Origin of the sequence: Sorangium sp. So ce327, from assembly GCF_051530205.1 — a bacterium.
GTDB lineage: Bacteria > Myxococcota_A > Polyangia > Polyangiales > Polyangiaceae > Sorangium > Sorangium cellulosum_B.
Map to the genome: position 1 here is coordinate 4,916,844 of NZ_CP150330.1, position 12,682 is coordinate 4,929,525.

At 74.7% G+C, this 12,682-nt stretch carries 9 protein-coding genes; 4 read left to right on the forward strand and 5 right to left on the reverse strand.

Annotated elements, in window-relative coordinates:
• Positions 1 to 33: 33 nt before the first annotated feature.
• Genes WME95_RS18395 through WME95_RS18405 form a run of 3 tightly spaced genes read right to left on the reverse strand, consistent with a single transcriptional unit; the run spans position 34 to position 2,781 of the window.
• Positions 34 to 399: a hypothetical protein gene (locus tag WME95_RS18395; RefSeq protein WP_437909666.1), complete on the reverse strand. Its 366-nt coding sequence runs from the start codon at positions 397 to 399 to the stop codon at positions 34 to 36.
• Entirely contained in the window at positions 396 to 1,388 is a 993-nt protein-coding gene (gene floA / locus WME95_RS18400; RefSeq protein ID WP_437910996.1) for a flotillin-like protein FloA, read from the reverse strand. Before floA ends, WME95_RS18395 begins: the two co-directional genes overlap by 4 nt.
• Positions 1,389 to 1,395: 7 nt before the next feature.
• The gene (locus WME95_RS18405; RefSeq protein ID WP_437909667.1) at positions 1,396 to 2,781 is read right to left on the reverse strand and encodes an NfeD family protein; all 1,386 of its coding nucleotides are present in this window, start codon (positions 2,779 to 2,781) and stop codon (positions 1,396 to 1,398) included.
• 472 nt (positions 2,782 to 3,253) lie between these two features.
• Here WME95_RS18405 and WME95_RS18410 point away from each other — a divergent pair, with 472 nt between their 5' ends.
• Together WME95_RS18410 and WME95_RS18415 are read left to right on the forward strand one after the other, a co-directional pair.
• Complete coding sequence (locus WME95_RS18410; protein ID WP_437909668.1) at positions 3,254 to 5,521, forward strand: bifunctional alpha,alpha-trehalose-phosphate synthase (UDP-forming)/trehalose-phosphatase; 2,268 nt, start codon at positions 3,254 to 3,256, stop codon at positions 5,519 to 5,521.
• Positions 5,522 to 5,680: 159 nt separating this feature from the next.
• Positions 5,681 to 7,429, forward strand: coding sequence for a DUF389 domain-containing protein (locus WME95_RS18415; RefSeq protein ID WP_437909669.1), 1,749 nt, complete (start codon positions 5,681 to 5,683; stop codon positions 7,427 to 7,429).
• Between the two features lie 31 nt (positions 7,430 to 7,460).
• Here WME95_RS18415 and nhaA read toward each other — a convergent pair whose 3' ends face one another.
• On the reverse strand, positions 7,461 to 8,870 hold the full coding sequence (gene nhaA, locus WME95_RS18420) for a Na+/H+ antiporter NhaA (protein WP_437909670.1): 1,410 nt from the start codon (positions 8,868 to 8,870) through the stop codon (positions 7,461 to 7,463).
• A 253-nt stretch (positions 8,871 to 9,123) separates the two neighbouring features.
• Between nhaA and WME95_RS18425 the strand changes: the two genes are divergently transcribed.
• Positions 9,124 to 10,134, forward strand: coding sequence for a phosphotransferase family protein (locus tag WME95_RS18425; protein ID WP_437909671.1), 1,011 nt, complete (start codon positions 9,124 to 9,126; stop codon positions 10,132 to 10,134).
• Here the strand turns inward: WME95_RS18425 and WME95_RS18430 are convergent.
• On the reverse strand, positions 10,103 to 10,750 hold the full coding sequence (locus WME95_RS18430; protein WP_437909672.1) for a histidine phosphatase family protein: 648 nt from the start codon (positions 10,748 to 10,750) through the stop codon (positions 10,103 to 10,105). The genes WME95_RS18425 and WME95_RS18430 overlap by 32 nt on opposite strands.
• A gap of 190 nt (positions 10,751 to 10,940) precedes the next feature.
• Here WME95_RS18430 and WME95_RS18435 point away from each other — a divergent pair, with 190 nt between their 5' ends.
• Positions 10,941 to 12,680 (forward strand): serine/threonine-protein kinase, encoded by a 1,740-nt coding sequence (locus WME95_RS18435; RefSeq protein ID WP_437909673.1) that lies wholly within the window; start codon positions 10,941 to 10,943, stop codon positions 12,678 to 12,680.
• Positions 12,681 to 12,682 lie beyond the last annotated feature (2 nt).

A 12,682-nucleotide genomic window follows, 5' to 3' on the forward strand; every position in this document is an offset into this window, starting at 1 on the left:
GGCAGACACGTGCGGCGAGCGCAGCTCGTCCGCTCAGCCGTCGCGGTCCAGCCTGCGATCCAGGATCTCCGCCAGCGCAAACGCCTGTCGCAAGCTGCCCCGATGGCGCAGCGCGCTTCGCAGCTTCGCGCGCCGCGACACGCGCGCCCCGGCGCCCGCGTCGGAGACGCCCGTCGGCGGCGGCGCCCCGTTCTGCGCCGCAGGCGGCGGCGCGGCGCGCGCTGGCCGGCCGGTCGCTGTCTCGTCGTACGGTGCACGCAGCACCCCGCCACGCGGCGCGCGCGGGAGCGCCCCGCCTTCCTGAGGCCGCTCTCGCGTCCTGCCGAGCGCCGCGCCGAGCCACGAGATCAGCGCGAAGAGCAGGAAGAGCGCGAGCAGCAGCAGGTCTGCCAGCGTCACGGGTGCCCTCTCCGCTCGCGGAGCACCTCCGTGGTCCCGTCGGCGCCGGTCATGTCCGAGGCGATGGCGCCGCGCATGTCGGTGTCCGCCTGGACGTTCTTCAGCCGATGATAATCCATGATGCCGAGGTTCCCCCGGCGGAACGCGTCGGCCATGGCGCGCGGCACCTCGGCCTCGGCCTCGACGACCCGCGCCCGCATCTCCTGCTCCAGCGCGACCGCCATCGCGCGCCGCTCCTCCGCCTTGGCCTGGGCGATCTGCTTGTCCGCGTTGGCCTGGTCGATCTGCAGCTTGGCGCCGATGTTCGCCCCCACGTCGACGTCCGCGATGTCGATGGAGAGGATCTCGTACGCCGTGCCCGCGTCGAGCCCCCGCGAGAGGATGTTCTTCGAGATGTGATCGGGGTTCTCGAGCACTTCCTTGTGCGTGGCCGCCGAGCCGATGGTGCTCACCATGCCTTCCCCGACGCGGGCGATGATGGTCTGTTCGCCCGCCCCGCCCACGAGCCGATCGATGTTGGTCCGGACAGTCACGCGGGAGATCGCGATGAGCTGGATCCCGTCCTTCGCGACCGCCGCGATGCGGGCGGTCTCGATGACCTTCGGGATCACGGACATCTTCACCGCCTCGAGCACGTCACGGCCGGCCAGGTCGATGGCCGCGGCGCGCTTGAACGGCATCGGGATGTTCGCCTTGTCCGCCGAGATGAGGGCGTTGACCACGCGCACCACGTTGCCGCCGGCGAGGAAGTGCGCCTCGAGGTCGTTGACGGAGATGTCGAGCCCTGCCTTGACGGCGCTGATGCGCGCGGTGACCACCGTGCCCGGCGGGACGCGCCGGAACCGCATCCCGACGAGCGTGAACAGCCCGACATACGCGCCCGAGGCCCAGGCCGCGATCCAGAGAGGTATCGGGATCATGTAGAGCCCGATGAACATCGCCGCGAGCAGCAGCAGGACGAGCCCGAACAGGCCCAGATCGAACCCCATCATCCCCTCATCCCTCCATCCCCTGCGCCGCTGGCCGGCGCACGACGACGCGGTTGCCCTCGACGCGGATCACCTCGACCGCCTCTCCGGCCGCGATGTACTCAGCCTCCGAGACCACGTCGATCCGCGCTCCCCCGATGCGGGCGATCCCGGCAGGCCGGAGCGGCGACGCGGCGACGCCGCGCTCGCCCACCAGCGGTCCTCCGGCCTGGGCTGGCGGGCCGCCGTCGACGCCCGCGCCGAGGCTCGTCGACAGGACCAGGCGCCGCCCGAAGGGGAGCCGCGGCAGGAAGCGCAGCGCGATGAGCATGCCGGTCAGCGCCAGCGCGATGGACAGCGTGACCTGGGCGACGGCCTCGAGGGCGCGCCCGAGCGTCACGCCCGCGCCGACCAGGCTCATGCTCAGGCCGGCGAGCAGCGCGACCGTGCCGAGGACGCCGGCGACGCCGAAGCCGGGGATCACGAACACCTCCAGGGCGAGGAGCAGCACGCCGGCCACGGCGAGCGCGATCTCCTCCCAGCCGACGAGGGCCAGCAGCCAATGCGCCCAGAAGAACAGCACCAGGCTGGCGGCGCCCACGAGGCCCGGGACGCCGAACCCCGGCGTGCGCAGCTCGATCAGCAGGCCCATCATCCCGAGGCTCAGGAGGAGCGAGCTCACGACAGGCGTCGTCAGGAACCTGAGCACGCGCTCTGCCCAGCTCGGCGACAGGTGGCGGATTTCGGCCCCCTCGAGGCCGAGCCGGGCGAGCACGGCATCCATGCCGTCCGCCTGGGCGTCCGCGACGCCGAGCGCCAGCGCCTCGGCGGTCGTGAGCGTGAGCAGCTTCCCCGGCCCCACGACCCCCTCGACGGCGACGTCCTCGTCCACCATCGCCTCGGCGAGCTCCGGCGGCCGGCCGCGGCGCTCGGCGGTCGAGCGGAACTCCTTCCTGACGTACGAGGTCGCCTTCTCCCCGGCGGGCTCCGCACCCTCCGGCCCCGCGTGCACCGGCGCCGCGGCGCCCAGGGTCGCGCCCTCCGCCATGACGATCTGCTCTGCCGCGAGCGCGATGAGCGCGCCCGCCGAGATCGCCCGTTGATCGACGAAGACGACGGTGCGGAGCGGGGTCGCGAGCAGCGCGTCGCGGATGGCGATGGCCGCGTCGACGCGGCCGCCGAGCGTGTTCGTGGGCAGGATCAGCGCGCTCGCTCCTGCCCTCTCGGCCGTGTCGATGGCCCGCTGGACGAAGGCGGACAGCCCCGCGTCGATCTCGCCCTGGATCGGCGCGACATGGACGATCGGCGCGGCCCCGGCACGCGCCATCGAGGCGACGAGCGCGGAGACGAGCGCGAGCACGTACGGAATCCAGCGCGGCAGCCGCGCGCGCAGGCGCCTTTTTGTCAGCGACACGCGTCACCCCCGGGTGGACACCTAGAGCGGTGATCGCCGTGGTCAAAGGCGTCGGCGTGCGCGGCGAGATCCCCAGCCTTTCGGGCATCTCCGCCGTGCGCCGCTTCTTGCGCCCCGCAGCGCTCGCGCCCATCCGTCGAGGGGGAGGCGATCTGGTGGGCAATCTCTCGCCTGGCCGATCATGACGCCTGCGCGCACTGGGTAGGCCGCGACGGGCGCCGCGACGTCGGAGGCCGATCGACGCGCGACGCCCTCCGGCGTGCCGGATCAGCTTGCGCGACGCCGCGCAATATGTTTTGAGTTCAAAGGATTCGTTCCGCCGCTCGCCCGCGGCGATCCCGGGGGGGCGTCGCGCCCTGTTCGTTTCCGACAGCTCTCGGCGCCGCGCCGGCGCGCGCCCGGCGGGATGAGGGAGGTGCCGCGCCTCGCGCCCGGCGGGCGGCGCCGGGCCGCCGCAGAGGAGGGGAGTTCCATGGCCCGACTGCTCATCGTCTCCAACCGTCTCCCGATCAGCGTGCGCGTCGACCGCGGCGCGCTCAGCCTCACGCGCTCCTCGGGCGGCCTCGCCGCCGCCATGCGCGGCCCCCACGAGCGGCACTGCGCGATCTGGATAGGCTGGCCGGGCAGCGTCGCGAGCCTCTCCCCGGAGCAGCGGCGGGACGCCGACGTGGCGCTCGCCGGGATGCGCGCCGTGCCCGTGCACCTCGGCGCCGCGGAGCAGCACCGCTTCTACGACGGCTTCTCGAACGGCGTCCTGTGGCCCCTGCTCCACTACCTGCTCGACAAGGTGAACCTCGACGCCGAGCTCGACTGGGAGGCCTACCAGCGCGTCAACGAGCGCTTCGCCGACGTCGTCGCCGCGCAGTACACGCCGGGCGACGTGATCTGGGTGCACGACTACCAGCTCCTGCTCCTCCCGGCGCTCCTCCGGCTGCGCCTCCCCGGGGCCCGGATCGGCTTCTTCCTCCACGTCCCGTTCCCGTCCGCCGAGGTCTTTCGCATCCTCCCGTGGCGGGAGCAGATCGTCCGCGGCCTGCTCGGCGCGGACCTGATCGGCTTCCACACGGCCGCCTACCGCAGGAACTTCGCCGCGTCGGCGGCGCACGTGCTCGGCGTCGATCCGGGCGAGGCGGTGATCGAGCACGACGGGCGCGCGGTCGCGCTGGGGGTCCACCCCATCAGCATCGACGCCGCCGAGATCGAGCGGCTCGCGGGCCACCCCGGCGTGCGGGACGAGGTGGCCCGCATCCGCGCCGAGGCGCGCGGCCGCAAGATCGTGCTCGGGATCGACCGGCTCGATTACACGAAGGGGATCCCGCGCCGCCTGCTCGCGATCGAGCGGTTCCTCGAGCGCGAGCCGGAGCTGCGCGATCAGGTCCGCTTCCTCCAGCTCGCCGTGCCCACGCGGGAGATGGCCGGCGCGTACGCCGACTTCCGGCGGCTCGTGCACGAGATGGTCGGCCGCATCAACGGGCAGCACGGCACGACGTACGCGACGCCGATCCACTACATGCACCGCTCGCTGCCGCTCGAGCAGGTGGTCGCGCTCTACCTCGCCGCCGACGTGATGCTCGTGACCCCGCTGCGCGACGGCATGAACCTCGTGGCGAAGGAGTACGTCGCCGCGCGGGTCGACGACGACGGCGCCCTGATCCTGAGCGAGTTCGCGGGCGCGTCCTCCGAGCTCGCGGAGGCGATCTCCGTCAACCCGTACGACATCGGCTCGGTCGCCGCTGCCGTGAAGCAGGCGATCGCCATGCCGCCCGCCGAGCAGCAGCGCCGGATGGCGGCGCTGCGCCGCCGCGTGGCGACGCACGACGTCCACGCCTGGGCGCAGGCGTTCCTCGATGAGCTCGGCCGCGCCGCGGCGCCGGAGCCCGCGGGGGTCGCCGCGCCGTCGCGCCGAGGGATGCCCGAGGGCGTCGTCGAGCGCATGCGCCTCGCGCCTCAGCGCGTGTGGATCCTCGACTACGACGGCACGCTGGTCCCGTTCGCGCCGGTGCCTGACCTCGCCGCGCCGGACGAGGAGCTGCTCGCGCTGCTCGGGGCGCTGTCCGAGCGCGACCGCGTGCACGTCGTGAGCGGCCGCCGGCGCGCCGACCTCGAGCGCTGGCTCGGCGCGCTGCCGCTCCACCTGCACGCCGAGCACGGCTTCTGGTCGCGGCCCAAGGCGAGCGGCGATTGGGTCGCGATCGAGACGGACGCCGCCGCCTGGAAGGGCGAGGCGCGGGCGATCCTCGAGGGCTTCACGCGGCGCACCCCGGGCAGCTTCATCGAGGAGAAGACGGTGACCCTGGCGTGGCACTACCGCACGGCCGAGCCCGAGCTGGCGAGCCAGCACGTGCGCGAGCTGCGCGCGCGCCTCGAGGAGCGCCTCCCCATGGATACCCTGGAGCTGCTCGCCGGCGCCAAGGTGGTCGAGGTCCGGCCGCGCGGCGTCCACAAGGGCAGGGTGGTGCCGCTCATCCTGGACCAGGTCCCGGCGAGGGCGGCGGTGATCGCCATCGGCGACGACCGCACGGACGAGGACATCTTCGCGGCGCTGCCGCCGTCCGCGTACACCATCCACGTCGGCAACGAGAGCAGCCGCGCCGCCTACCGGCTGCCCGACGCAGGCGCGGTGCGGCGCCTCCTGCGCTCGATCCACGCTGGCCACGCTGGCCACGCTGGCCACGCTGACCACGCCGGCCCCGCCGGCCACGCCGGCCCCGCGGGGCTCGACGCCGGGATCCACGCCTGACCCGCGCCGGGGTCCACGCGCTTTCCACGCTCGTTCTACGCCTGATTCATGCCTTTCTTCCCGGCCCGAAGCCGCCGCCGCTCGCGGCGCGGCGCTGTCCAGCACCGGCCCGCGTTTCGCGGGGCGAGCGCGGCGGAGAGGCGCGTTATAACGCGCGCCATGGATCAGGATCCCGGCCGTGAACGGCCCGAAGAAAGGCCGTCCGGGCGGCCCGCAGGGGCGCCCCTGCAGGACCGCATCGCCGCCGCGCTCGGCATCGAGCCCGAGGCCCGCGAGGCCATCGTCCGGAGCATGCTGGAGCGGAGCGCCCGGGGGGCGGCGGGCTACTGGCTCCAGCTCTTCCTCGCCATGGGCATCGCCTCGCTCGGGCTCGTCCTCGGCAGCGGGGCGGTCGTCATCGGCGCGATGCTGATCTCGCCGCTCATGGGGCCCATCGTCGAGCTCGGGATGGGCCTCGCGATCGGCTCGCCGTTCCTGGCGCTGCGCTCCTTCACGCGCGTCGCCTTCAGCGTCGTCATGGTCGTGACGAGCGCCACGGTCCTCACGCTGATGCTGCCGTTCTACGAGGTGACCTCGGAGATCGCCGCGCGCACGTCGCCGACGGCGCTCGATCTGCTCATCGCGATCTTCTGCGCGATCGCGGCCGCCTACACCACCGCGCGGCCCGGCTCGGACACGACCTCCACGGCCGCGGGCACGGCGATCGGCATCGCGCTCGTGCCCCCGCTCTGCGTGATCGGCTACGGGATCGGCACGCGGATGAAGAGCGTCGCGAGCGGCGCCGCGCTGCTCTTCACGGCGAACCTCTGCGCGATCCTCCTGTTCGCCATCCTCTCCTTCCTGCTCCTCGGCTACAGCGCCGTCAGCACCGCGGAGCTCGAGCACGCGGAGCTCGCGAAGCAGAAGCCGGGCGCGATCCGCCGCGTGGCGCGCGCGCTGCAGGTCTTCTTCGAGCTCCGCCACGGGTGGATCTTCCGCGTGCTCATGCCGCTCGCGCTCCTCGGGGCGGTGTATTTCCCGCTCCGGGAGGCGCTCGCGCGGGTGTCGTGGCAGGTGCGCGTCCGCACGGCGATCGTGCGCATGCTGGACGCGCTGCCGCAGAGCGCGGTGCGGTCGAACGTCTCGGTCGATCACGGCAGCGTCGCCGTGCGCCTCGTCATGCTCGGCCGAGCGGACGAGGCGGACCGGATCGAGCGCGACCTGCGCGACCAGATCGCCGCCGTCGCGGGCATCACCCCGAAGGTCGACGTGATCGCCGTCCTCGACGCGAGCGCGCTGCAGGAGGTGGCGGCGTCGGTCAGGGCGAGCTCGGCGCCCATCGACGTGGCGCCCAAGGAGCCCGATCTCGCGCTCGTCCGCCAGGAGCTCGCGAAGTCGCTCGCCGGCGCGTGGCCGCACGCGGCGGGGCCGCTCGTCGCGTGGCGGCTCCGGTTCCCGGAGAACGAGCCGGCCGTCGTGGAGGTGGTGCACGTCGGTCCCGAGCTAGGCGCCCCGGCGGCGGACCTGCTCGGGCGCGCGCTCTCGCGCGAGCTCGGCGCGGAGGTCGCGGTGCAGGACCGCGCCATCTCGCCCGAGCCGATCGTCGCCGAGCCGCCGGGCGGATGGTCCTGGCTCCAGGCCGCCGGGCGCGCGCTCGCCTGGGTGGACGACGTGGCGGCGCTCCACGGTTGCGTCGAGGTGCCCCCGAACCCCGGGGAGAAGCCGAGCGGTGAGCTCGACGCGGTCCTCGTGGCGCTCCGGTCGCTGCCGGCCCTCCGTTCGGATCGGGTGCACGTCCGTCAGGGCGCGCGATGGCGGGCGCTGGTCTCGACCTCGCCGTGCGCGCCGGCGTCCGCAGCGGCGCCGGCCGACGCCGCTGCGGACGCCGGCGCTCCGGCGGACGCCGGCGCGGGCTCCGGCATCCGCTGAGGCCCGCCGCGGGGGCGGTCGCTCGCGGCGGCTACTGCTCCGTCGACGTCTCGGCTTCCTCGAGCGTCAGCGCCGCGCCGGGCGCCGGGGCCTCGGACAGCGCGAGCCTGCCGACGAGGAGCCCCACCACGGCCGCCACGCCCGAGGCGAGCAGGACGCCCAGCTTCGCCGCGGCGAGCATCGCGGCGTCGCCGAACGCGAGGCCCGCGATGAAGATCGCCATCGTGAAGCCGATGCCCGCGACGCAGCCCACGACCGCGATCCCGCGCCAGCCGACGCCGCGCGGCAAGGCGCAGACGCCGAGCCGGACCATCGCGAAGCTCGCGAGGAAGACGCCGAGCGGCTTGCCGGCGACCAGGCCGAGCGTGACCCCGAGCAGGATCGTCCCCGAGGCCGGGTGGCCGAGCGAGGAAGCATCGATGCGGACGCCGGCGTTGGCGAACGCGAACAGCGGCATGATGCCGTACGCGACCCACGGGTGGAGCGCCGCCTGGAGCCGGACCACGGGCGGCAGCGCTTCACGCTGGGCCTGCCGGATCCGCCCGAGGGGCTTGAGCAGCTCGTCCGCGCGGTGGCCGTCGCGCTCGGTGAGCGCGGCGACCCTGTCCACCGCGTCGCGCGCCGCGGCGACGAACCCCTCGGTGCCGAACCAGGAGCGCACCGGCGTCAGGAGCCCGACGGCGACGCCGGCGATCGTGGGGTGGACGCCGGCGCGGAGCATGCCCCACCAGAGGACGGCGCCGGGGGCCACGTAGGCGGCGGGCGAGCGGACGCCGAAGCGCTGGAGCAGCAGCACCGCGAGCCCCCCGCCGGCCGCGACGAGCAGGCCGCTCCACGCGACGCCGGACGAGTAGAACAGCGCGATGACGATGATGGCGCCGATGTCGTCGATGATGGCGAGCGCGAGGAGGAGCACGCGCAGGGCAGGGGGCACGCGCTTGCCGAGCAACGCCAGGACGCCCACCGCGAACGCGATGTCGGTCGCCATGGGGACGCCCCAGCCGTGCCGCGAGACCGGCGAGGCGTTGAGCGACAGGTAGAGCAGCGCGGGCGCGATCATGCCGCCCACCGCCGCGGCGACCGGCAGCGCCGCGCGCTTGACATCCGAGAGCTCCCCCTCGTGCATCTCCCGCCGGATCTCCAGGCCGACGACGAAGAAGAAGATCGTCATCAACCCCTCGTTGATCCAGAAGTGGAGGGGCTGCGTGAACGCCAGCGAGCCCGCGCTGAGCGTGATCGGGACGTGCCAGAGGTGCTCGTAGGCGTCGCCCCACGGCGAGTTCGCCCAGGCGAGGGCGACGGCGGACGCGATCAGCAGGACGATCCCGCTGGCGGCCTCGACGTGCAAGAAGCGCTCGATCGGGCCGAGGACGCGCTCGGCGATGCGGCGCGCGGGGGCCCAGGTTCCGGGGGCAAGCTCCTGAGAGGGGGATCGACGCAATGAACCACCGAGGCGCGAGCGACGTCGCGCGAGGGGGGAAGGCGGCCCGACCATCCCAAGAAGACCTGTCGCGGCGCTCCACGGCCGCGACACCCGCGCGGGAGAATACTCGTTCAGGCGACTGGATCCAGCGCGAACGGGCGCGCCGGGCCGGGCGCGTCGCTCCGGCACGGCCAGGCGTCTGGAGGGGATTCGAGGCGCAGGGTGGATCGTGAGCTGGCCTCGGCGCATCGTCGGGGCCGGGAGGTGGCGGATGACGCGAGATGCCCTGGAGCGCGCCGCGGTGACGGCCTTTCTGGTCGCCCGCCACGGCGATGCGGTCTGCGACTCGGCCATCGAGATTCGCCCGCTCCCCGGCGGGCTCTGCTCGGAGGTCGCGCTCGTCACCGCGCGGCTGCGCGGCGGCGCGCGGGCTCGCCGGGTCACGCTCGTGGCCAAGCTCGTGCACGGCACCGCCGCGCGCGAGGCGGCCGTGTACCGGCGGCTCTCGATGTCCGTCGGGCGGCGCTTCTCGCCCGAGCTGCTCGGCGCGGAGCGGCTCGGGCGCGGGCGCTGGCTGCTCTACCTCGAGCGGATCGAGCCGGCGCATGCCTGGCCCTGGGCCGACAGCGGGCACACGGCCCGTGTGCTCGATCGGCTGGCGCGCCTCCACGAGGAGACGGCGCAGGGCGCAGCGCTGCCGGCCTGGGACTACGAGGCCGAGAACCTGGCCATGGCGCGCGATACCCTCTCGCTGGCCGAGCGCCTGCCCCGCGGCGAGGTCCCGGCGCTCGCCCGGACGCTGCCCGCCCTGCGGCGGGTCGTCTCGGCGCTGCCCGCGATGCGCCGCGAGCTCCTCGCGTTCCAGCCGCTCGGCCGCGCGGTGATCCACGGCGACGTGCACCCGGGCAACGTCATGGTCCGCCGGCGCGACGGCGTCGTGGAGCCGGTGCTGCTCGACTGGGCGCGCGCGCGGATCGGCTCGCCGCTGGAGGACGTGAGCTCGTGGCTCCAGGCCCTCGGGTACTGGGAGCCGGAGGCGCGGCGCCGCCACGACACGTTGCTCGCCGGCTACCTCTCGGCGCGCGGGCTCGCCCCCGCGCTGACCCGGCCGCTGCGCGACGTCTACTGGTTCGCGGCGGCGTCCAACGCGCTCGCGGGCGCGCTCGGGCACCACCTCGCGGTGGCCTGCGGCGCGAGCGCGCCCGGCGCGCTCGAGGCCGCGGCACGGAACGCGGCGGACTGGCTGCGCGTCATCCGCCGGGCCGACGCGTGCTGGAGCTGAGGTGCTCGCGGTCGTCGAAGCGCAAGAGGACGCCGCGCTCGCCCTGCCACGAGAGCGACGTGAGGCTGGCGTTGCCCGGTCGGAACGGCTCCCAGCGCGCGGGCGGGACGCCGTGCAGCGCCCCGAGGATCTGGCCGATGACGCCCGCGTGCGTGACCACGAGCACGCGCTGCCCCGGGTGCGCCGCGGCGATCGCCGCGATCGTCGCGAGGCAGCGCGCGCGCAGCTCGCGGTAGCTCTCCCCGCCTGGCCAGCGGAAATCGTCGTCGGCCTGGCGCAGGTGCGCCGCCCAGAGCGGGGCGTGGCGCGCCTTGACCTCCTCGATCGGGAGGCCGTCCACGTCGCCGCAGCCCATCTCGCGCAGCCCGTCGCGGGGGCGGACCGGGCCCCACGCGCCGGCCGCGATCCGCGCCGTCTCGAGCGCGCGGCTCAGCGGGCTGGAATACACGGCGTCGAACGCCGGGCCTCCGGCGAGGCGGCGGCGCAGCGCCTCGGCCTCCTCACGCCCTCGCGCGTCGAGCGGCGTGTCGGTCCACCCGCTCATCGGCGTCGCGGGGCCGGCGCCGTTACCGGCGGTGTGGCCGTGGCGCGCGAGGACCAGGAGAGAGGGGCGCATGGGTCGGACCGGAGCAGGGGGGCTCGGCCCGGAAGCTAGCGTGAGCCGCGGCCAGATCGAGCGCCGCGCGCGACGGGCTCACCCTAGCGCCGTGGTCGCCCGGCGGTGCGAGCGAGCCGGGCCCGCGCGGGCGCGCGCTTCGCCGCGCTGTTCATGATTGCCGATGGCTCCTAGACTGGCGTGACGGTCGATGGCCACCTGCCCCGCGTGTCGCTCGGTCTATCCGCAGGATGTGGCGACCTGTCCGGAGCACGGGGACGCGCTGCTGCCGGACGAGGCCTTCCTCGAGGAGGACGCGCAGCTGGCGCCGGGCACGATGCTCGGCGAGTACCGCGTCGAGCGGCTGCTCGGGGCGGGGACGTTCGGCGACGTCTACGCGGGCGAGCAACCCCTCATCGGCAAGCGGGTCGCGATCAAGGTGCTGAACCGGCGGTTCGCGTCCGATCCGACCGTCGTCTCGCGCTTCGTCGGCGAGGCGCGCGCGGTGAACCGCATCCGGCACCGCAACATCATCGACATCTTCTCCTTCGGCGTCGTCGACGGGCGGCACTACTTCGTCATGGAGCTGCTCGACGGGCTCACGCTCGGCGCGCTGATCCGGCGCGAGGGGCGCCTCTCCCCGGGCCGCGCCGTCCCCATCCTCGAGGGCATCGCCGACGCGCTCGACGCCGCGCACGCGGCGGGGATCACGCACCGCGATCTGAAGCCCGAGAACATCTTCGTGGCGATCGAGAAGGGCGGCCGCTACTTCCCCAAGCTGCTCGATTTCGGCGTGGCGAAGCTCGCCGACGAGGCGCTCGCCCACAAGACGGCCACGGGGGTCGCCGTCGGGACGCCCGCGTACATGTCGCCCGAGCAGGTCCGCGGCAAGGGCGTCGACCATCGCTCGGACATCTACGCCCTCGGCGTGATCGCCCACGAGGTGCTCACGGGGACGCTCGTCTTCCAGGGCGAGTCGATGATGGACGTGATGATGATGCACCTCCTCCACCCACCGCCGCGCGCGTCGGAGGTGTGCGCGGACCTCCCGCCCGAGCTCGACGCCCCGGTGACGGCGATGCTGGGGAAACTCGCCGAGGATCGCCCGCCTTCCGCTGGGGCGGCGGTCCAGGCGTTCGTCGAGCAGGTGCGCAAGCTCGGCCTCGAGGGGCTCGACAGCGCGGGCGCCGCGCGGCCCAGGAGCAGCGCGCGCGTGGTGTCCGTCGGCTCGCAGGACGTCAGCTCCGAGGCGGCGACCGACGTGGTGGACGCGCTCGATCCGGAGGAGGGCAGCGGCGCGGACGGGGGCGGCGCGTCCCGGAGCGGCGCTTCCGGGAACGGCGGCTCCTCCGGCACGCTGCGCAGCCCTGGCGAGAGCGGGGCCGTCGCGGTGGGGCGCACGCAGCCCATGCCGCCGGGCTCGGTGGCGCCCGCCGAGATCGGCCGGACGGTGGCATTCGCACCGCCCACCGAGCCCGCGCGTGCGCCGAGAGCCGAGGCCCGCCGCGCAGGGGTGCTCGCGGCGCTGCTCCTCGGCGGCGCGGTGGCCGGGGCGATCGCGTGGCTCCGCCCTGGCGGCGACGCTGCCTCGACCCGCGATGCCGCCCCGGCAGCGGCCACGGGCGCGCCGCTCGGCGCTGCAGACGCCACCGGCGGGCCGTCCAGCACCCAGGGCCCCCTCGGCGCGCCGCTGGCCGGCGCGGGCGCCACCGGCGTGCCGTCCGGCGCCGCGGATCCTTCCGGGGCGCCGCCCGTCGCAGGCGCCGCGCCCCTCGGTCCCCAGGCGGCTCCGAGCGCAGCCGCGGATGGACCGGCGCCGCCCGCACCGGCCGCCGGGCCGGCCAGCGCGGCGTCGACCTCGGCGCCCTCGGGCGTCCGGGGGACCCGACCGCGCAAGCACCACACCGATCTGGAGAAGCCGGCGTTCGACAGCCTCCGCGGAGCACCCTGACC

Coding starts and splice junctions, on each gene's coding strand:
- WME95_RS18415 (WP_437909669.1), top strand. CDS start 5,681: ATGGATCAGGATCCCGGCCGTGAACGGCCCGAAGAAAGGCCGTCCGGG.
- WME95_RS18425 (WP_437909671.1), top strand. CDS start 9,124: ATGACGCGAGATGCCCTGGAGCGCGCCGCGGTGACGGCCTTTCTGGTC.
- floA (WP_437910996.1), bottom strand. CDS start 1,388: ATGGGGTTCGATCTGGGCCTGTTCGGGCTCGTCCTGCTGCTGCTCGCG.
- WME95_RS18410 (WP_437909668.1), top strand. CDS start 3,254: ATGGCCCGACTGCTCATCGTCTCCAACCGTCTCCCGATCAGCGTGCGC.
- WME95_RS18430 (WP_437909672.1), bottom strand. CDS start 10,750: ATGCGCCCCTCTCTCCTGGTCCTCGCGCGCCACGGCCACACCGCCGGT.
- WME95_RS18435 (WP_437909673.1), top strand. CDS start 10,941: ATGGCCACCTGCCCCGCGTGTCGCTCGGTCTATCCGCAGGATGTGGCG.